This is a genomic window from Catenulispora sp. MAP12-49 (genome assembly GCF_041262705.1).
Taxonomy (GTDB): domain Bacteria; phylum Actinomycetota; class Actinomycetes; order Streptomycetales; family Catenulisporaceae; genus Catenulispora.
Genome location: NZ_JBGCCP010000048.1, coordinates 15566 through 34545, shown reverse-complemented (window position 1 = coordinate 34545; position 18980 = coordinate 15566). Strand labels below are relative to the sequence as shown.

Sequence of the window (18980 nt, the reverse complement as noted above, 5' to 3'; positions counted from 1 at the left end):
CGGACTAGAATCGTGTCCGATTGGTCAAGTAAGAGCAGCCGCTCACCCCGGAGGAACCCTCATGGCCTCGACCGCCGCCCCTTCCGCGCACGCCGGAAACGCCCGGATCGCCGCACTCCGTGAAGCACTCCGGACCAGGGTGGTGGTGGCCGACGGGGCCATGGGCACCATGCTGCAGGCGCAGAACCCGACGCTGGACGACTTCCAGGGCCACGAGGGCTGCAACGAGATCCTCAACATCTCCCGCCCGGACATCGTGCAGGCCGTGCACGAAGAGTACTTCCGCGCCGGCGTGGACTGCGTGGAGACCAACACCTTCGGCGCCAACCACACCAACCTCGGCGACTACGACATCTCCGACCGCGTCTTCGAGCTCTCCGAAGCCGGGGCCCGGCTGGCCCGCGAGGTCGCCGACGGCTTCGCCACCGCCGACAAGCCGCGCTGGGTGATCGGCTCCATCGGCCCGGGCACCAAGCTGCCGTCCCTGGGCCAGATCGGCTACGCCACGCTGCGCGACGCCTACCAGGCCGAGGCCGCCGGGCTCATCGCCGGCGGCGCCGACGCGCTGCTGGTGGAGACCAGCCAGGACCTGCTGCAGATCAAGGCCTCGGTGCTGGGCGCCAAGGCGGCGGCGCGCGCGGCCGGGGTCGACATCCCGGTGTGGGCCTCGGCGGCCTTCGAGACCACCGGCACGATGCTGCTGGGCACCGAGGTCGGCGCGGCGCTGACCGCGCTGGAGTCCCTGGGCATCGAGCGCATCGGCCTGAACTGCTCCACCGGCCCGGCCGAGATGAGCGAGCACCTGCGCTACCTGGCCAAGCACTCCACGATCGGCCTGTCCTGCATGCCCAACGCCGGCCTGCCGGTGCTGACCTCCGGCGGCGCGCACTACCCGCTGAGCCCCGAGGAACTCGTCGACTGGCACCAGCGCTTCGTCGACCAGTTCGGCATCGCGCTGATCGGCGGCTGCTGCGGCACCACGCCGGAGCACCTGCGCCAGCTGGTCGAGAGCCTCGGCGGACGCGAGGTGCCGCAGCGCGACCCCAAGCGCGAGCCGGGGGCCTCCTCGCTGTACCAGCACGTGCCGTTCCGGCAGGACATCAGCTACCTGGCGATCGGCGAGCGCGCCAACACCAACGGCTCCAAGGCGTTCCGCGAGGCGCTGCTGGCCGAGAACTGGGACGCGTGCGTGGAGATCGCCCGCAACCAGATCCGCGACGGCGCGCACATGCTCGACCTCTGCGTCGACTACGTGGGGCGGGACGGCGTCGAGGACATGAAGCAGGTCGCCAGCCGGTTCGCGACCGCCTCCACGCTGCCGATCGTGCTGGACTCCACCGAGCCGCAGGTGTTGCAGGCCGGGCTGGAGACCCTCGGCGGCCGCGCGGTCATCAACTCGGTGAACTACGAGGACGGCGACGCCCCGGACTCCCGCTTCGCGCGGATCATGGAGCTGGTGTCCTCGCACGGCGCCGGCGTCATCGCCCTGACCATCGACGAGCAGGGCCAGGCCCGCACCGCCGAGCACAAGGTGGCGATCGCCGAGCGGCTGATCGAGGACATCACGGCGAACTGGGGCGTGCCGGAGGACTCGATCCTCGTGGACTGTCTCACCTTCACGATCTGTACCGGGCAGGAGGAGTCGCGCCGCGACGGCCTGGAGACCATCGAGGGCATCCGGGAGCTCAAGCGCCGGCACCCGGACGTGCAGACCACGCTGGGCCTGTCGAACATCTCCTTCGGCCTGAACCCGGCCGCGCGCCAGGTGCTGAACTCGGTGTTCCTGCACGAGTGCGTCGAGGCCGGCCTGGACTCGGCGATCGTGCACGCCTCCAAGATCCTGCCGATCGCCCGCATCCCGGAGGAGCAGCGCAAGGTCGCCCTGGACCTGGTCTATGACCGGCGCGCCGAGGGCTACGACCCGCTGACCCGGCTGCTGGAGCTGTTCGAGGGCGTGGACGCGGCCTCGCTGAAGGCCTCCCGCGCCGACGAGCTGGCCGCGCTGCCGCTGAACGAGCGGCTCAAGCGCCGCATCATCGACGGCGAGCGCAAGGGCCTGGAGGCCGACCTGGATTCGGCGCTGGAGGAGCGCCCCGCCCTGGAGATCGTCAACGAGGTGCTGCTGGACGGCATGAAGACGGTCGGCGAGCTGTTCGGCTCCGGCGAGATGCAGCTGCCGTTCGTGCTGCAGAGCGCGGAGACCATGAAGGCGGCGGTGGCCCACCTGGAGCCGCACATGGAGAAGTCGGACTCCACCGGCAAGGGCACGATCGTGCTGGCCACGGTGAAGGGCGACGTCCACGACATCGGCAAGAACCTGGTCGACATCATCTTGTCCAACAACGGCTACAACGTGGTCAACCTCGGCATCAAGCAGCCGCTCCAGACGATCCTGGACGCCGCCGAGGAGCACACCGCCGACGCCATCGGCATGTCGGGGCTGCTGGTGAAGTCCACGGTGGTGATGAAGGAGAACCTGGAGGAGATGAACACCCGCGGCGTGGCCGGCCGCTGGCCGGTGCTGCTCGGCGGCGCGGCGCTGACCCGGGCCTACGTCGAGCAGGACCTCGCCGAGCTCTACGACGGCGAGGTGCGCTACGCGCGCGACGCCTTCGAGGGCCTGAACCTGATGGACGCCGTCGCGGCGGTGAAGGCCGGCGTGCCCGGGGCCTCGCTGCCGGCGCTGCGTCCCCGGCGGGTGAAGGCCTCCGGGCCGCTGCGCGAGCTCCCGGACGAGCCGATCCCGGCACGCTCCGACGTGGCGCTGGACAACCCGATCCCGGCGCCGCCGTTCTGGGGCGACCGCATGGTGAAGGGCATCCGGCTGGCGGAGTACGCGCCCTACCTCGACGAGCGCGCGCTGTTCCTGGGCCAGTGGGGGCTCAAGCCCGGACGCGGCTCCGGCGGGCGCTCGTACGAGGAACTGGTCGAGACCGAGGGCCGCCCGCGCCTGCGCATGTGGCTGGAGCGCCTGCAGACCGAGAACCTGCTGGACGCGGCCGTGGTCTACGGCTACTTCCCGGCGGTGAGCAAGGGCGACAGCCTGCTGATCCTCGACGAGAGCGGCGACCAGCGCACCAGCTTCACCTTCCCGCGCCAGCGCCGCGACCGCCACCTGTGCCTGTCCGACTTCTGGCGCCCGCAGGAATCCGGCGAGGTGGACGTGGCCCCGTTCCAGCTGGTGACGGTCGGCGCCCGCATCGCCGAGGCGACGGCGGAGCTGTTCGCGGCCAACTCCTACCGCGAGTACATGGAGCTCCACGGCCTGTCGGTCCAGCTCGCCGAGGCCCTTGCCGAGTACTGGCACGCGCGCGTGCGCGACGAGCTGGGCTTCGCCGCGGAGGACCCGGACTCGACCGAGGGGCTGTTCAAGGTGGAGTACCGCGGGTGCCGGTACTCGTTCGGGTACCCGGCGTGCCCGGACCTGGAGGACCGGACGAAGATCGTGGAGCTGCTGAAGCCGGAGCGGATCAACGTGCGGCTGTCGGAGGAGTACCAGCTGCACCCGGAGCAGTCGACGGACGCGATCGTGGCGCACCACCCCGAGGCTTCTTACTTCAACGCGGGGTGAGGTTGCTGCAAGGCGGGGTGAGGTTGCTTCAACGGGGGGCGAGACGCCGGTGATGACGGCCGAGGACGTACTGGAGCTCGTCGCCCTCCTGCGGGCGGCGGGCGCCGACGTCTGGATCGGCGGCGGCTGGGGCATCGACGCCCTGGTCGGCGACGAGACGCGCCCGCACCGCGACGTGGACCTGATGCACCGGCTCGATCAGGAGCCCGCGCTCGTGGCGGCCTTGGCGCGCGCGGGGTTCGCCGAGACGGTGGATTGGCGTCCGGTGCGGTTCGTGATGGCCGACGCACGGGGCCGGGAGATCGATCTGCACCCGCTGGTCTTCGGCGAGGACGGGTCGGCGTCGCAGGCTTCGTTGGAGGCGGACCGGCCTTTTGCCTATCCGGCTTCGTGTTTCGTCACCGGCGTCATCGCGGGGACTGCGGTGCCCTGCCTGTCGGCCGAGCAGCAGGTCTACTTCCATCAGGGCTATGAGCCGGCCGAACGCGATCGGCACGATATGGCTCAGCTGCGCAAGGCTTTCGGGATCGCCACTCACTTCTGAGTGGGGTCGTTGCAAGCGCTCGCCAGCTGTCTGTGGTGTGGTGCGGCGGTGCGGTGCGGTGCTGTTGGTGGGTGGGTTACAGGCGACAGGCGTTTCTTGACGGCTTCGCGCATGGTTTGCGGGTTCGGGGTTCGGTGGTGGCTGGTCGGTCGGTCGGCCGGGGGTTGCGGTGTTCACGGTCCCGGGGCTGGTTCAGGATCCTTCGGTGGCGGCCGGGTGGGCGGCAGGTCTAGATCAAGAGCAAGGCCAAGAGCATGGTGAAGAGCCGGTGCCTCCGGCGGGCCTCGGCTCCCTCGGGGAACTGGCGCGGCTCCATCGGGTGGCTGGGTCGTTGCTGGGCGGTGGTGGTTTGTGGGGTGGTGGCGGTTCGTTCCCCTCGGTCGCGTCGTCAGCCCCAAGGGGTACAGCGCCGAACCCCGGGAGTAAAGTCCGCGCGCTGCGGTTAGCTTCGTGGCCTGCGGTTTCGTGCAGCGCGAACTTGACTCCCGAGAACCGGCACTGTAGGACAAGCCCTGCCGACGCGACCGAGGGGAACGAACCGAAAACCAGCCAGAGGTGTGGCGGGATCGGGGTGACAAGGGCGCGAGTTGGTGGAATCGGCCGCCGGTCGAGCGATTCCCCGGCGGTCTCGGGCATCCCTCACGCTTGCGGCCTCGGTGGGCGGCCTCAGGAGGCGTCCATGGCGGCGCCGGGAGCGAGGGCATCGGCATCATCGGCATCGGCGAAGCGCCGGTTCGCAGCAATAGGCCGGTCAGTCAGTCGGCAACGTCAGCCAGCCAGCCAGCTTAGCTGGCCAAGGTAGTCGGCCCGGCTCACTCACTGGCAGCGCTCTTGGTTCTTTGCTCTTGGTTCTCGCTCTAGACCTGCCGCCAACCCGGCCGCCACCGAAGGATCCTGAACCAGCCACGGGCCCGTGAACACCGCAACCCCCGGCCGACCGACCGACCAGCCACCACCGAACCCCGAACCCGCAAACCATGCGCGAAGCCGTCAAGAAACGCCTGTCGCCTGTAACCCACCCACCAACAGCACCGCACCGCAGCACCACACCACAGCCACAAGCCACGGCGCGCCCCTCACCCCTCCGTAGCCAGCGCCTCAGCCTCCACCGCCCGGGCGCCCTCCACCCCGTGCACCCCCGCGGGTGCGTTGCGCCCCAGCAGGCCGCCGCCGAGGGCGACCATGCCGGCCAGCACTGTGACGGCGCAGAAGGCCACGCGCAGGGAGGTCAGGTCGGCGATGCCGCCGATCATGCCGGGGGCGGCCATGCCGGCGCCGTAGGCGATGGTCGCCACGCCCGCGACGCCCATCGTGGGGTTGGGGCCGGCGTGGCCGGCGGCGGCGAAGGCCAGGGGGACGACGACCGAGACGCCGACGCCGATGAGCATGAAGCCGATGATCGCCGGGATCGGGCTGTGGGCCGCTACCACCAGGAGGCCGCCGATCGCGCCGAACACTCCGCAGGCGCGGACTGTGGTGGTCGCGCCCAGGCGGCCGACCACCGCGTCGCCGGACAGGCGGCCGGCGGCCATGGTGAAGGCGAACATGCCGGTGGTGAAGGCCGCCTCGGCTTCGTCGCCGTGCAGGGTGCGGTGCATGTAGACCGAGGACCAGTCCTGGGCGGCCACCTCGGCGTAGATGCCGCAGAAGCCGACCAGGCCGATCAGCAGGATCACGCCGCGGGGGATCACGAACAGCGGCACGTCCTCCTTCTTCTCCTCCACCAGGCCCACGTCGGCGGAGCTGGTGTGGAAGCCGTGCGTGCCCCACAGGACCGTCACCGCCAGCACCGCCGCCGCGACGGCGAAGTGCACGCGGGCGTCGACGTGCGCGTGCGCGGCCAGGGAGCCGGCCATCGCGGCGACCAGGACGCCGGCGCTCCAGCTGCCGTGCAGGCCGGACATGATCGAGCGGCCCAGGCGCTTCTCGACCAGGATGCCCTGGGCGTTCATCGCCATGTCGGAGGTGCCTGCGACGGCGCCGGACAGGACCATGCAGGCCGCCAGGGCCGGCAGGCTCGGCATCCAGGAGATGGCCACCGTGATGGCCAGGAAGGCGCCGATCAGCGTCAGCGCGGTCGCCTTGGTGCCGAAGCGGGCCACCGCTCGGCCGGCGAAGGGCATGGTGGCGATGGCGCCGATGGAGGGCATGAGCAGGGCGATACCGAGTTTTCCCGCGGACAGGTGCAGGTGGTCGGACAGCCATGGCAGACGTGAGGAGAACGTCCCGGTCACGGCGCCGTGCGTGGCGAACACGGTCGCGACGGACCGTCGTTCCTTCTCCCACATGTGCTGTCTCCGCCCCTGGCCCCGTCCGCCCCTTACCAGGAGAGATCTTATCGTCGGATTAAGGCTTGTGGACCTGTGAAAGAGATTGGTTAAGCTGGGCACTTCGAGCGCTGACAACCGACCGGGGCCCGGCCCGCCAGGAGGGTGCATGGCCGATCACGTGGCCGATCACGCAGGACTGGGCCCGCTGCCGCCGCTGTTCGACACGCCGCAGCACTGGCGCCCGGCCGCCCTGGACGCCGACAACCCGCACGTCGCGCGGGTCTACGACTTCCTGCTCGGCGGCAAGGACCACTTCCGCGCCGACCGCACCGCGGCCGAACTCCTGCTGCGCGCCAACCCCTACTTACGCGACACCTGCCGCGAACAGCGCGACTTCCTGCGCCGCGCGGTCCGCCACCTGGCGGCCGAGGGCGTGAAGCAGTTCGTGGACGTCGGCACCGGCCTGCCCGCCACGCCGACCACGCACCAGATCGCGCGCGCGGTGGAGCCGGCGGCGCGCGTGGCCTACGTCGACAACGACGCGATCGTGCTCGCGCACGCACGGGTCCTGCTCACCGACGGCGGTCCGGGGACCGCATTCGTCGAGGGGGACCTGCGCGAGCCGGAGGCGCTGCTGCGCGAGCCGGCGCTGACCGGGCTGATCGACTTCACCCAGCCGGTGGCCATGGTGGTTACCGGCCTGCTGCACTTCCTCCTGGACCACGAGCAGCCCGCCAAGCACCTCCGCACGCTGATGGACGCCTGCGCGCCCGGCAGCTGCCTGGTGCTCACGCACGGTGCCACGGACCTGGCGGTGGAGCTGGCGCGCGCCACGTCGGCGGCGTTCCGGCAGGTGTCGATCCCCTGCCAGGCCCGCGGCCGCGAGGAGGTGCTGGAGCTGCTGGGGGAGCTGGAGCCGGTCGAGCCGGGGCTGGTGCCGATGGCGGCGTGGCGGGCCGAGCGCAATCCGACGAAGACGGTGCGGGAGCGGCAGATCGCTTACGGGGTGGTGGCCAGGAAGGGATAGCGGCGCGCAAGGGGTGGCGGGCAGCAACCCTGCTGCTCAGGCGTCGAACCCCCGCGGCAGCGTGCGCGGGAAGCCGAACCGGGTCAGCGAGGCCTGTCCGGCGAACCGGGTGAGCCCCCGCACCTGCCCGCCCCGCAGCGAGAACACGATGAGCCCGCAGAACCGCCAGATCGGCGCCTGGGGATCGGGGATGTAGAGCACCATGGCGGGCTGCCCGTTGGCGCGCGTGGGAAGGAACCGGAGCTCCTGCCCCTGATGGAGCTCCACCAGGAACCGGGCGATCGCCCCGGGGCCCCGGTGCTCCATGGGCTGCGGCGGCATCGTCAGCCGGGCGTCGTCGGTCAGCAGGCTCACCAGCTCCGGCAGGTCGAAGCGCTGGAACGCGCGCACGAAGCGGTCCACGACCGCCGCCTCGGCCGGCGACGTGGGGATCGGCACCTCGTGCGGACTCCGGTCCGGCGGCAGCGCGGCGCGGGCCCGGACCAGCGCGCTGTTGACGGCGGTCGCGGTGGTGCCCAGCATGTCCGCGGTCTCGGCCGCCGAGAAGCCGAGCACGTCCCGCAACACCAGCACCGCACGCTGCTGCGGCGGCAGGTGCTGAAGCCCGGCGACGAACGACAGCGCGATCGACTCGCGGGCGTCGTAGCGGGCCTCGGGGCCGGGGGTCAGATCGTCCACGTCCCCGGGGTAGGGCTCCAGCCACCACGGATCGCCGGGCCGGTCCTGCCCCGGGGGCCCGTGGTGGCCGGCCGGCTGCGGCCGCCGCGCCTCGCCCCGCAGGTAGTTCAGACAGTGGTTGGTGGCGATCCGGTACAGCCACGCCCGCAGCGACCGGCCGTCGAACTGCCCGATCGCCCGCCATGCCGCCAACAGAGCCTCCTGAAGCACGTCCTCGGCGTCCTGGACCGACCCGAGGATCCGGTAGCAGTGCGCCATCAACTCGCGGCGGTGCGGATCGACGAGGGCCCGGAAGGCCTCGCCGTCTCCGGCCTGGGCCCGGGCGAGGGTCGTCGCCTCGGTCATGGTGCGCCCCGTTCTTTCGTCGCCTTTTTCGTCGCCTGCTCGGAAAACATCTCCTACTCCAGTGCAACACCGCAGACGGGCCGGATTCATCGCTGAGCGCCCGACGAATCCGCGTGGCGTCCGGTGCTTCACCGGGTGAGGACTCCCACCCGCGACGACCGGAGGCACCCATGACCTCAGTGGAAGGCTGGAACGACACCAGAGAAGAAGCGGCTGTGACGCCCGGCGTCCCGCACCGATGGCGGGCCTTCGCGCTCCTGGCCGTGGCGGTCTTCATGACCGTGGTCGACATGCTGATCGTGAACGTGGCGCTGCCGACGATCGGCGCCAAGCTCCACTTCGCCCAGACGAACCTGCAGTGGGTGGTGACCGCGTACGCGATCAGCTTCGGCGGCTTCCTGCTGCTCGGCGGCCGGACCGCCGACCTGGTCGGACGCCGCCGGACCTTCGTGGCCGCTCTCGCTGTTCACCGCGGCCTCGTGCGCGTGCGGGCTGGCGACCAGCGGCACCTTCCTGATCGTCATGCGTGGCGTCCAGGGCTTGGGGGCCGCCGCGGTGCTGCCCGCCGCGCTGTCCATCGTGATGAACATGTTCCCCGAGGGCCCCGAGCGCAACAAGGCGCTGGGCATCTGGGGCGCCGTCGGGGCCAGCGGGGCGACGTTCGGGGTGCTGGCCGGGGGCGCCATCACCCGGTACGCCGGCTGGCCCTACATCTTCTACCTGAATGTCGTCATCGGCGGTGCAGTGCTGCTGGTGGCCCCGCGCGTGCTGCCGGAGAGCAAGGGGGTACAGGACGCCCGCCGCGGCTACGACGTCCCCGGCGCCGTCACCGTGACCGGCTCCCTGGTCCTCGCGGTCTATGCGATCTCGCAGGCGCCGACCGTCGGGTGGACGGCCGCACGCACCCTGGTGCTGCTCGCCATCGCGGCGGTGCTGCTGGCCACGTTCGTGATCGTCGAGGCCAGGACCGAGGCGCCACTGCTGCCGCTGCGGCTGTTCCGGCTGAAGACCCTCGCCGGCTCCAACACCGTCGGCTTCCTGCTCGGAGCCAGCTTCTACGGCTACATCTTCATCGGCACGCTCTACATGCAGCAGGTGCTCCGGTACTCCGCGATGACGACCGGCCTGGCCTGGCTGACCGTCGGCCTGACCGGTGTGGTGATGGCCGGGCCGGCCCAGATCCTGGTCACCAAGGCGTCCGTGCGGCTGGTGATGGCGATCGGGATGACGGTGACAGCGTCCGGGATCCTGTGGGCGACGCAGGTGTCCGCGCACGGCAGCTTCTGGGCCGACCTGACCGGCCCCTTCTTCCTGACCGGGGCGGTCACCTGGGTGTTCATCCCGGTGTCGATCGGGGCGCTGGTCGGCGTCACCGAACGCGACGCCGGGGTCGCCTCCGGGCTCATCGACTCCTCTCAGCAGCTCGGGGGTGCGATCGGGATCGCCATCGCCTCGACGGTGGCTGCCACGCGCTCCCAAGGGCTGCTCGAGCACGGCCACGCCGCCGCCGATGCGCTGACCGGCGGCTTCCAGCAGGCTTTCTGGGTCTGCGGGCTCATCGGCCTGGCCGCGGTCCCGGTGGCGCTGGTGCTCATCCGGCGTCAAGCACCTGCACCGCGACCAACTCCTCCAGATACCGCGCGTCCCACCACGCCATCTGCCACTGCTTAGCGCGCCGGAAGTACAGCTGCGTGTCGAACTCCACGGTGAAGCCGTTGCCGCCGAAGATCTGCTGCGCCTTCGCGGTCACGTCCCGGAACGTGTCCCCGGCGAACAGCTTCGCCATCGGCGCGAGCTTCGCCGTGGAGCGTCCCGCGTCGCGGGCCCAGGCGGCTTCCCACACCAGCGTTTCGGCGCCGTCGACGGTGGTGACGGCGTCCGCCAGGTAGTGCGCGATCGCCTGGAAGGCGCCGAGCGGCTTGTCGAACTGGTGCCGGGTCAGCGCGTAGTCGACCGTGAACTCCAGCGTCCGCCGGGCCGCGCCGGATGCCTGAGCCGCCGCCAGCACGATCGCGTCGTGCATGACCGCGTCCCAGACCTCCCAGCCGCCGCGGATGACCGACTCTCCGGGGACGAACACGTCCTCGAAGTCCATCCGGTACTGCGTGTCGGAGGCGACCGTGAGTTGCTGCGTCAGGCGAACGCCCTCGGCGGCCGGATCCACCAGAAGGAAGAGCACCTCGTCGGTGGCCTCGTCGCGCGCCAGCACCAGCACGCGCTCCGCGCTGCGCGCATAGGGAACATGGCGCTTGACCCCGGTCAGCCGATAGCCGCCGCCCAATGCCGCGACGGCCTGCGCCCGCACGCCGCGCGGCCCGCAGCTCCGGTCCGGCTCCAGCCACGCCACCGAGATCACCCCGGTGCCCGACGCGATCCCCGGCAGCCAGCGCTGCCGCTGCTCCGCGCTCCCGGCCGCGACCAGGACCCGCCCGGCCAACACCGTGCTTGCGAAGTGCGGCGAGGGCACCAGCGCGCGCCCGAACTCGGTGTAGACGAGCGCCGCGTCCAGCAGCGTCATGTCGGTGCCGCCGTGCTCCTCCGGCAGCCGCATCCCGTGCAGCCCGAGCTGGCCGGCCTGCTTCCAGAAGTCCTCCGGGTAGTGCTCCGGATCGTTCTCCAGGGCACGCACGGTGGTCGGCGGAACGTGTTTGGCACACAGGTCCCGCACCGTGTCCCGCAGCAGGATCTGCTCGTCGCTGAAGTCGAGGTCCATCAGGGCCTTCTCTCGCTCGCTAGGGACGCCAGCGCTCGCCGCGCCGGGCCCACGGGTTGTCGTCGGGGGAGACCGGGACGGCGACGCGCGCGGAGCACCCGGTCTTGGTGTCCTGGCCGACCGCCAGGTCCAGGTCGACCTCGATCCAGCCGCAGCCGGCCTCGTCGGTGGACACGCCGGTGACCGTGCCGCTGATCGTCATCGTGTCGCCGGGGAACACCGAGTCCTTCATGCGGAAGCGCATGCGCCCGGGGCGGCCGTGCGGGCCGGTCCAGTCGGTGAGGTAGCGCTCGAACCAGGCGGCCTGGTTCGGGGTGTTCAGGAAGATGTCCCGGACGCCGTTGCGCCCGACGGCGAAGGCGTGGTCGTGGTGCATCGGACGCCAGTCGCGGGTCGCCAGCGCGCCCAGGACCACGGTCGTGGCGGACACCTGGTAGGCCAGCACCGGCAGCGCGTCCCCGACGGCCACCTGGTCCAGCGTCAGCTGCGGTTTCATGCGGTCTTCGCCTCCTGGCGCCGGTAGCCGAAGCCGGTGTACGACTCGACGCCGCACAGCTCGCCGCGGACGTTGCGGTACTCCACGTCGATGGTCCAGAACCGGCCCCGGCCCAGCTTCGTGGTCTTCACACCGCTCACCGAGCGCAGGCGCTGGCAGGTGGTCAGGACGTCCCCGGGGCGCACCGGTTCGTGGAAGACCGTGGTGAACTCCGCGATGATCGCCTCGGGCAGGTCCAGCCGCTTCTTGAGGTCGAAGTGCACCTGGAGCGGGAGCTGCGGCTCGTCGTGGCCGGGGGCCCAGTGGTGCGGCCGGAACCAGGTCGACAGCATCGACGGCGGCGCGATCGGGCCCCCGGTGATCTCGGCGGCGGCGGTCTCGTCCCAGTAGAGCGGGTTGCCGTTCTCGACCGAGGCGCAGGAGGTCCAGATGTAGCCGCGCTCCACGGGGAAGTCGGCGGCCTGCTCGTGGACCTTCTGGTCGATGAGGGCTGTGACGTCGTCGGGGAGCGTGTCGGGGAGGTCGTCGGAGTGGTCGGGGAGGTCGTCGGTCATGCCACGGTGCCTTCCTCCAGCAGTTCCTTGATCTCGGCCTCGGTGAACCCGGCCTCCAGCAGCAGTTCGGGGCTGTGGGTTCCGGCCGGGAGGTGGTAGGGGAGTTCGGGACGGAGCATTCCGGCGAGCAGCGGCGCGGTCTGGCGGAGCGTGCCATGCTCGGGATGCACCGCTTCGACGAACGCGTTCCGGGCCCGGTACTGGGGATCCTCGGCCAGTTCGGCGACGGTGAGGACCGGGGCGACGCAGGTGTCTGATCCGGACAGCACCGCGATCCAGGTGTCGCGGTCGTTGGACGCCAGCGCGGTGGTGATGTCGGCACGGATCTCGTCCTGCACGGCGTCGTCGGTCTGGTGCGCGATCCACTTGTCCAGCCCCAGCAGCCGGCACAGGTTCGCCCAGAACTTCGGCTCGATCGCCGCGACCGCGAGCCAGCGGCCGTCGCCGGCCGGATAGGTGCCGTAGCAGGCGTAGCGGCCGGTGGTCATCGAGTGCTGATAACCGGGTTCGCTGCCGGTGGCCAGGTACTCGTCGACAGCAAGCGACATCAGGGAGAGCACGCCGTCGGCGACGGAGACATCCAGATGCGCACCGTCGCCTTTGACCAAGGCCGCGAGGATCGCGATGACGGCGTGCATTCCGCCGCCGGCGCTGTCGGCCAGGGTGGCGCCCGGCAGTGCCGGATTGCCGCGCGCGCCGGGTTCGCCCACGGCCAGGTAGCCGCCGACGGCGAGGTAGTCCAGATCGTGGCCGGCCCATTGGGAGGACGGCCCGGACTGGCCGAAGCCGGTGGTGGAGCAGTACACGATCTTCGGGTTGTGGGCGTGCACGGCCTCGTAGCCGATGCCGAGACGGTCGGTCACACCCGGCCGGAACGACTCGATGACGACGTCGGCGCGCTCGGCCATCCGCAGAAAGGTCTCGCGGCCGTGGTCGGATTTGAGATCCAGCAGGATCCGGCGCATGCCGCGATGCCCGCTGTAGGCGTGGAAGACAGGAGTGATCTGCACCGCGCCGCGAGCCGGGACCGCGCCGACGTTCACGATCTCGGCGCCGTAGTCGGCCAGCCAGCGTCCGGCGCGCGCCGCCGGGCCGACGCTGGCCAGATTCAGGACCTTGATACCCCCGAGCAATGGTCCAGCCATCTCAGAAGTTCTTCGGCAGGCCCAGGCGCCGCCGCGCGATGATGTTCTTCTGCACCTCCGACGTCCCGCCGCCGATGGTGTCCAGGACCGTGTACCGGTACGTCGACTCCGCGCGTCCGGCCATCGGAGCCTCCTCGGTGCCCACGCGCAGCTGCGAGCCCGGGGCGGCCAGGTCCATGGCGGCGTCGGCGACGCGCTGGGACAGCTCGGTCGCGTAGAGCTTGTACTCGCTGGCCTCGGTGGTCGGCGGTGCCCCGGCCTTCATCGAGGCCGCCACGACCCGCAGGCCCAGCAGCCGGGCCACCTCGGCCTCGGTGGCCAGGCGCGCCACGCGGCGGCGGGTGACCGGGTCCTGGCGGACCGGCTCGTCGTCGACCTCGGCGCCGCGCAGCCAGTCGACCAGCAGCTCGAAGCGCGCCGCGATGGGGGAGTAGGTGAACATCGTGAAGCGTTCCAGGTCCAGGGCCTCGGAGATGTACTGGAAGCCCTTGTTCAGCTCGCCGACGCGGTGGTCGTCGGGGACGAAGACGTCGTCGAAGAACACCGAGTTGGTGCGCTCGTCGCCCATCGTCCAGATGCCCTGGACGGTGATGCCCGGGTGGTCCAGCGGGACCAGGAACAGCGTGATGCCGAAGTGTTTGGGCGCCTCGGGATCGGTGCGCGCGCCGACCCAGTACCACTCGGCGAAGTGCGCCGAGGTGGTCCAGGTCTTCTGGCCGTTCAGGACCCAGCCCTGGACGCCGTCGCGGGTGGTGCGCTCGGCCTTGAGCTTCATCGAGGCGGCGTCCGAGCCGGAGTCCGGCTCGCTGTATCCGACCGCGAACTCGACCTCGTTGCGCAGGATCCTGGGCAGGAACTCCTGCTTCAGGTACGGCGAGCCGTGGGCCAGGATGGTCTTGCCGATGATGCCCACGCCCTTGCCGATCTGCGGGGCGCCGCGCCGGGCCAGCGCCTCGTTCAGCAGGTACTCGTAGACCCCGTCGCCCTCGGACCCGCCCCACTCCTTGGGCCAGGTGATGCCCAGCCAGCCGCGCTCGCCCATCTTCTTCATGAACGCGCGGCGCGGCGGGGTGTCGACGATCTGGGCCATGTTCTCCCGGGTGACGTCGAAGACGCTGGTGTCCCCGGGGGTCTGTTCGGTGTCGAGGAAGGTTTCGACGTCGGCGGCGAAGGCCCGCTGCTCGGGCGTGAAGTCGAAGTCCATAGTGCGGTGAACATATATCTGACGGCGTGTCAGATCAATACTCGCCACCGGCCCGCGTATCCTGCCCGGGTGGCAGACAGCGCGTGGCGGTTCAGCGTCCTCGGCCCGGTGCGCGGCTGGGGTCCGAACGGCGAACTGGACCTCGGCTCGCCCCAGCAGCGCGAACTGCTGGCCCTGCTGGTGCTGCGCCCCGGCCGCGCGGCCATGGCCGAGGAGCTCATCGACGCGCTGTGGGGCGGCGACGCCCCGAAGGGCGCGCTGAGCACCATCCGCACCTACGCCTCGCGCCTGCGCCGGGCGCTGTCCGACCCGGAGCACCCGGTCGGCCCGATCAGCTCGGTGGCCGGCGGCTACGCGCTCACCGTCGCCCCGGCCGCGGTGGACGCGCTGGCCTTCGAGGCCGGCCAGGCCGCGGCGGCGGGCCTGCGGGCCGACGGCGACCTGATCGGCGCGGCCCGCCGGCTGCACGAGGCGCTGCGGCTGTGGCAGGGCGAGCCGCTGGCCGGACTGACCGGCCCGTTCGCGCTGGCGCAGCGCGCGCAGTGGACCGAGCGCCGCCTGGGCGCGCTGGAGGTCAGGATCGCGCTGGACCTGGAGGTCGGGCGCTACGGCGCGGTGACGGCCGAGTTGGCGGCGCTGGCGGCGGAGTTCCCGCTGCGGGAGCGTTTTCGCGAGCTGCAGATGGTCGCGCTGTCGCGCAGTGGCCGCAAGGCAGAGGCGCTGGCGGTCTACGAGCAGACGCGGCGGACGCTCGCCGAGGAATTGGGGGTCGATCCGGGGCCTGATCTGCGGGCGCTGTATCGGCGGGTGGCGGGCGGATCGGCTGAGGCCGACGTGGTGAACGGCGCCGGGCGTGGTGTCGGGCGTGGTGCTGGGCACGGTGTTGAGTGGGCTGCCGGTCGTGATGCCCGGCCGGTCGGCGGTCCGGTGGCCCCCGATCCGCCCTCGCCGGGCTTCGCCGGGTCGGCGGGACTGCCGGTTCAGCAGGGTTCGCCGATGCCCGGAGGGCCGGCCACCGCTCTGGCCGCCCCGAGCCCGACGGGGCCGGCCGCCCCGGCGCAGCTCCCCGCCGATGTCGCCGACTTCACCGGCCGCGCCCTGTGGTCGCGTCAGCTGTTGGAGCTGATGCAGCCCGGCGACGCCATGCCGCTGGCCGTGCTCTCGGGCATCGGCGGCGCGGGCAAGTCCACGCTCGCGGTCCACACCGCGCACCTGGCCGCCGCGCGGTTCCCCGACGGCCAGCTGTTCGCCGCGCTGCGCGGGACCGACCGCGAGCCGGCCGATCCCGGCGGCGTGCTCGGCGGGTTCCTGCGGGCGCTGGGGACCGATCCGGGCGCCGTGCCGGACACCGTGCAGGAGCGCTTCGAGCTGTTCCGTGGCACGCTGGCCGGGCGGCGGGTGCTGATCGTGCTCGACGACGTCCGCGACGCCGCGCAGATCCGGCCGCTGCTGCCGGGCACCCCCGGCTGCGCGGTGCTGGCGACCAGCCGTTCCCGGCTCACCGGCGTCCCCGGCGCGCGCCTGCTGGAGCTCGGAGCCTTCCACCCCGATGAGGCGCTGGCGCTGTTCAGCGCCGTCGCCGGTCCCGACCGGGTTGCGGGCCAGGAGGCGGCGGTGCGGCGCGCGGTCGCGGTGTGCGGCCACCTGCCGCTGGCGGTGCGGATCCTGGCCTCGCGCCTGGCGGCCCGGCCGCACTGGACCGCCGAGACGCTGGCCGGCCGGCTGTGCGACGAGGCCCGGCGGCTGGACGAGCTGCGGGCCGGCGACCTGGCCGTGGAGGCCACGTTCCGGCTCGGGTACGAGCACCTGGGACGTGAGCAGGCGCACGCCTTCCGGCTGCTGGCCGTGCCCGACGGCCCGGACATCGGCGTCGAGGCGGTCGCGGCCCTGCTGTGCTGCCCGGAGCAGGAGGCCGAGGACCTCGCCGAGGGGCTGGTCGACCTGTGCCTGGTGGAGTCGCCGAGCCCGGGGCGCTACCGGCTGCACGCGCTGCTGCGCATGTTCGCGCGCCGGCTGGCGGCCGACATCGACGGCCCGGCCGCGCCGCGCGCGGCGCTGGACCGCTTAATCCGGCACTACCTGGGCGTCTCCGCCGCCGCGGCGAGCACCGTGAACAGCTGCGCGGCCAACCTCGTGGGGCTGATATCGGCGCCGGGCGGTGTCGACGCCCCGGCCGATCCCGGGGAGTGCATGGCCTGGGGCGAGCGGGAGCGCGAGGCGGTGTGCGCGGCGGCCGCACAGGCGCTGCTGAGCAGGCATTCGGGCCCTGATTCCGGCACTGGCACCGGCACCGGCGTCGGCGCTCGCAATGGCACCGGCACCGGTACCGGCGCTCGCACCGGTACCGTCGCGGCCGAGACTGTCGACACCGTCGCCGACCTCCTGTACTGGCTGGGCATCCTGTGCCAGTCCGGCCCCGGCGACCAGGACCTGGCCCGGCTGGCGGCGGTCGTGATCGACGAGGCCGACCGGGACGGCAACCGCCGCGCCGAGGTCATCGCCCGCTCGCAGCTCGCGTATTCGCTGTCGCAGTCCTGGTACCTGGCCGAGGCGGACGTCCAGGCCGCAGCCGCCGTCGCCGTGGCCCGGGGCCTGTCCGAACCCGGCTACCTGCTCGAGGCGCTGTCGGTCCTGTCGGCGAACCACTGGCGGGCCGGGCACGACGAGGAATCCATGCGGGCCGCCGCCGAGGCCCTGCGCCTGCTGGAGGACACCGGAGCCGGCTGGGAGCAGCTGTCCGAGGCGCAGCTCAACCTGTCCCAGAGCCTGTGCCGCGTCCAGCGGCCGCAGGAGGCCCGGGAGCTCGCCGAGCGCGGCCTGGCCCTGCGCCGCGCCCACGGCGACGCCCGCGGCCTGGCCGACGGCCTGCACGCCACCGGCATGGTGCTGCGCGAGGCCGGCTGCCCCGACCGCGCCGCGGCCTGCCACCGCGAAGCCGCCGACATCCACCGCGGCATCGGCCAGCACCGCCGCCTGGGCTGGTCGCAGCTGCGGCTCGCCGAGGCCCTGGCCGACCAGGGCGTCGACGACGAGGCCCTGGAAGCCGCCGGCCAGGCCGCCGAGACCCTCACCGAACTCGGCGACCGCCCCGGCCGGGGCCTGGCCCTGGCACTGGTCGGCCGCATCCGCGAGCGGCTCGGGGACACGGCCGGCGCGCGCGCTGCTTGGCAGGACGCGTATTCGGTCTTCGACGGGACGTCCTCGCCGGTGACGGCCGAGCTGCGCAAGCTGCTCGGGCTCGATGCCGGGAGCGGCGGGCTGCTCGGCGCGGCCGGCGAACCGGAGCCCGAGCACGAGTCGGAGTCCGGGACCGAGCCGCCCGCGCGGCCGGCCGAGCAGTGGCCGCCGTGGATGCCGCGGCATCCGGTGCCGCCGCGGGGGTAGTTGGTTGCGGGAATAGTGCCGCAGCGTCCGGTGCCGCCGCGGGTTCAGACGGTCGCGGCCTCGGCCAGCGTCTCGGCCAGCGCCGTAACCGCCTCCCGTGGCACCTCCACCGCCCCAAGCCCGTCTTCCAACTGCGCCACCGAGCTCACCCCGAACACCGGCACGATCGCCGGGTCGCCCTTCATCAGCCACGCCAGCGCCAGCTGCGTCCGGCTCACCCCGGCCTCGTCGGCGGCGCGCCACAGGGCTTCGACCCGCCGCTGGTTCTCCGGGCTCTGATACTGCGGCGGCAGCGGGCGGTCTTCGCGGACCAGGGAGCCCTCCAGGAGCGAGGAGTAGGCCATCATCGACAGGTCGCCGGCGCGCACCATGGCCAGCAGCTCGTCGTCGGCCGGCTCCTGCGGCGAGGTGAAGCTCGCGCCGGGCAGTGCGCGCAGGAAGCCGTGGCGCTGCTGGACGGCCGTGTAGCCGGGGACGCCCAGTCCCTCGGCGGCGGCGCGGGCCCGCTTGACCCGGGTCGTCGGGTGGTTCGAGACCCCGGCGACGGCGACCTTGCCCTGGGCGATCAGCTCCCCGAAGGCGCCGGCGGTCTCGGTGAAGGTGACCGACAGGTCCTCGATGTGCGCGAACAGCACCTCGACGTGGTCGGTGCCCAGGCGCTCAAGGCTGCCCTCGATGGCCTTGCCGATCGCGGGGGCCGACAGGCCCTCGGCGTTGCGCGGCCAGGGCGCCGATCCCAGCGCCGGGTCCGGCTGGGCGCCGAGCTTGGTGGAGATCACCATCTCGTCGCGGCAGCCGCGCGCCGCCAGCCAGCGGCCCACCACCTGCTCGCTCTCGTGGCCGGTGGCGCCCTCGACCCAGAACGCGTAGCAGTCGGCGGTGTCCAGGAAGGTCCCGCCGGCCTCGCGGAAGCGGTCCAGGATCGCGAAGGAGGTCGGCTCGTCGATGGTGGTGCCGAACATCATGGTGCCCAGTGCCAGCGTGCTCACTCGCGGCCCACCCTGGCCGCCGAAGATCGTGGTTTCCATGCCGACCATCGTGGAATCTGG

The 18980-nt window shown here is 72.1% G+C and carries 13 protein-coding genes and 1 pseudogene; 6 read left to right on the top strand and 8 right to left on the bottom strand.

Features of this window, described 5'->3' with window-relative positions; all coding sequences use genetic code 11:
* Nucleotides 1–61: 61 nt before the first annotated feature.
* Nucleotides 62–3571, top strand: coding sequence for a methionine synthase (gene metH, locus ABIA35_RS44675; protein WP_370362025.1), 3510 nt, complete (start codon nt 62–64; stop codon nt 3569–3571).
* A gap of 52 nt (nt 3572–3623) precedes the next feature.
* Nucleotides 3624–4115 carry a nucleotidyltransferase domain-containing protein gene (locus tag ABIA35_RS44670; RefSeq protein ID WP_370362024.1) on the top strand — a complete coding sequence of 164 codons (492 nt, stop codon included), beginning with the start codon at nt 3624–3626 and terminating at the stop codon, nt 4113–4115.
* A gap of 1076 nt (nt 4116–5191) precedes the next feature.
* Here the strand turns inward: ABIA35_RS44670 and ABIA35_RS44665 are convergent.
* A complete protein-coding gene (locus tag ABIA35_RS44665; protein ID WP_370347561.1) occupies nt 5192–6403 on the bottom strand; it encodes an MFS transporter in 1212 nt (403 codons plus the stop codon).
* A gap of 148 nt (nt 6404–6551) precedes the next feature.
* On the opposite strand from ABIA35_RS44665, the gene ABIA35_RS44660 reads away from it, so the two are divergent.
* Nucleotides 6552–7412 carry an SAM-dependent methyltransferase gene (locus ABIA35_RS44660; protein WP_370362023.1) on the top strand — a complete coding sequence of 287 codons (861 nt, stop codon included), beginning with the start codon at nt 6552–6554 and terminating at the stop codon, nt 7410–7412.
* A gap of 36 nt (nt 7413–7448) precedes the next feature.
* Here the strand turns inward: ABIA35_RS44660 and ABIA35_RS44655 are convergent, their stop codons facing one another.
* Nucleotides 7449–8435, bottom strand: coding sequence for an RNA polymerase subunit sigma-70 (locus tag ABIA35_RS44655; protein WP_370362022.1), 987 nt, complete (start codon nt 8433–8435; stop codon nt 7449–7451).
* A gap of 170 nt (nt 8436–8605) precedes the next feature.
* On the opposite strand from ABIA35_RS44655, the pseudogene ABIA35_RS44650 reads away from it, so the two are divergent.
* Nucleotides 8606–8839 (top strand): annotated as a pseudogene (locus ABIA35_RS44650) (MFS transporter); the annotation flags it as partial.
* A 118-nt stretch (nt 8840–8957) separates the two neighbouring features.
* Nucleotides 8958–10106, top strand: coding sequence for an MFS transporter (locus ABIA35_RS44645; RefSeq protein ID WP_370362021.1), 1149 nt, complete (start codon nt 8958–8960; stop codon nt 10104–10106).
* On the opposite strand, the gene ABIA35_RS44640 is transcribed toward ABIA35_RS44645, so the two are convergent.
* The 5 genes from ABIA35_RS44640 to ABIA35_RS44620 are packed head-to-tail and all read right to left on the bottom strand — an operon-like array spanning nt 10027 to nt 14547.
* On the bottom strand, nt 10027–11148 hold the full coding sequence (locus ABIA35_RS44640) for an acyl-CoA dehydrogenase family protein (RefSeq protein ID WP_370362020.1): 1122 nt from the start codon (nt 11146–11148) through the stop codon (nt 10027–10029). The two genes, ABIA35_RS44645 and ABIA35_RS44640, sit on opposite strands and share 80 nt — an antisense overlap.
* A 19-nt stretch (nt 11149–11167) precedes the next feature.
* Complete coding sequence (locus ABIA35_RS44635) at nt 11168–11644, bottom strand: hypothetical protein (RefSeq protein WP_370347551.1); 477 nt, start codon at nt 11642–11644, stop codon at nt 11168–11170.
* Nucleotides 11641–12198 carry a MaoC family dehydratase N-terminal domain-containing protein gene (locus ABIA35_RS44630; RefSeq protein WP_370347550.1) on the bottom strand — a complete coding sequence of 186 codons (558 nt, stop codon included), beginning with the start codon at nt 12196–12198 and terminating at the stop codon, nt 11641–11643. Before ABIA35_RS44630 ends, ABIA35_RS44635 begins: the two co-directional genes overlap by 4 nt.
* Nucleotides 12195–13343, bottom strand: a complete 1149-nt coding sequence (locus tag ABIA35_RS44625) for a CaiB/BaiF CoA transferase family protein (RefSeq protein WP_370362019.1) — start codon at nt 13341–13343, stop codon at nt 12195–12197. The genes ABIA35_RS44630 and ABIA35_RS44625 overlap by 4 nt, the downstream gene beginning before the upstream one ends.
* A gap of 1 nt (nt 13344) precedes the next feature.
* Nucleotides 13345–14547, bottom strand: coding sequence for an acyl-CoA dehydrogenase family protein (locus tag ABIA35_RS44620; protein ID WP_370347546.1), 1203 nt, complete (start codon nt 14545–14547; stop codon nt 13345–13347).
* A 69-nt stretch (nt 14548–14616) separates the two neighbouring features.
* Between ABIA35_RS44620 and ABIA35_RS44615 the strand changes: the two genes are divergently transcribed.
* Nucleotides 14617–17931 (top strand): BTAD domain-containing putative transcriptional regulator, encoded by a 3315-nt coding sequence (locus tag ABIA35_RS44615; protein ID WP_370362018.1) that lies wholly within the window; start codon nt 14617–14619, stop codon nt 17929–17931.
* A gap of 44 nt (nt 17932–17975) precedes the next feature.
* Here the strand turns inward: ABIA35_RS44615 and ABIA35_RS44610 are convergent, their stop codons facing one another.
* On the bottom strand, nt 17976–18959 hold the full coding sequence (locus tag ABIA35_RS44610; RefSeq protein WP_370362017.1) for an aldo/keto reductase: 984 nt from the start codon (nt 18957–18959) through the stop codon (nt 17976–17978).
* Nucleotides 18960–18980 lie beyond the last annotated feature (21 nt).

Excerpts from the sequence above, each read along its gene's own strand:
- ABIA35_RS44665 (WP_370347561.1), bottom strand. The coding sequence starts at position 6,403 with ATGTGGGAGAAGGAACGACGGTCCGTCGCGACCGTGTTCGCCACGCAC.
- ABIA35_RS44645 (WP_370362021.1), top strand. The coding sequence starts at position 8,958 with ATGCGTGGCGTCCAGGGCTTGGGGGCCGCCGCGGTGCTGCCCGCCGCG.
- ABIA35_RS44640 (WP_370362020.1), bottom strand. The coding sequence starts at position 11,148 with ATGGACCTCGACTTCAGCGACGAGCAGATCCTGCTGCGGGACACGGTG.
- ABIA35_RS44635 (WP_370347551.1), bottom strand. The coding sequence starts at position 11,644 with ATGAAACCGCAGCTGACGCTGGACCAGGTGGCCGTCGGGGACGCGCTG.
- ABIA35_RS44660 (WP_370362023.1), top strand. The coding sequence starts at position 6,552 with ATGGCCGATCACGTGGCCGATCACGCAGGACTGGGCCCGCTGCCGCCG.
- ABIA35_RS44670 (WP_370362024.1), top strand. The coding sequence starts at position 3,624 with ATGACGGCCGAGGACGTACTGGAGCTCGTCGCCCTCCTGCGGGCGGCG.
- ABIA35_RS44625 (WP_370362019.1), bottom strand. The coding sequence starts at position 13,343 with ATGGCTGGACCATTGCTCGGGGGTATCAAGGTCCTGAATCTGGCCAGC.
- ABIA35_RS44610 (WP_370362017.1), bottom strand. The coding sequence starts at position 18,959 with ATGGAAACCACGATCTTCGGCGGCCAGGGTGGGCCGCGAGTGAGCACG.
- ABIA35_RS44620 (WP_370347546.1), bottom strand. The coding sequence starts at position 14,547 with ATGGACTTCGACTTCACGCCCGAGCAGCGGGCCTTCGCCGCCGACGTC.
- ABIA35_RS44655 (WP_370362022.1), bottom strand. The coding sequence starts at position 8,435 with ATGACCGAGGCGACGACCCTCGCCCGGGCCCAGGCCGGAGACGGCGAG.
- metH (WP_370362025.1), top strand. The coding sequence starts at position 62 with ATGGCCTCGACCGCCGCCCCTTCCGCGCACGCCGGAAACGCCCGGATC.
- ABIA35_RS44630 (WP_370347550.1), bottom strand. The coding sequence starts at position 12,198 with ATGACCGACGACCTCCCCGACCACTCCGACGACCTCCCCGACACGCTC.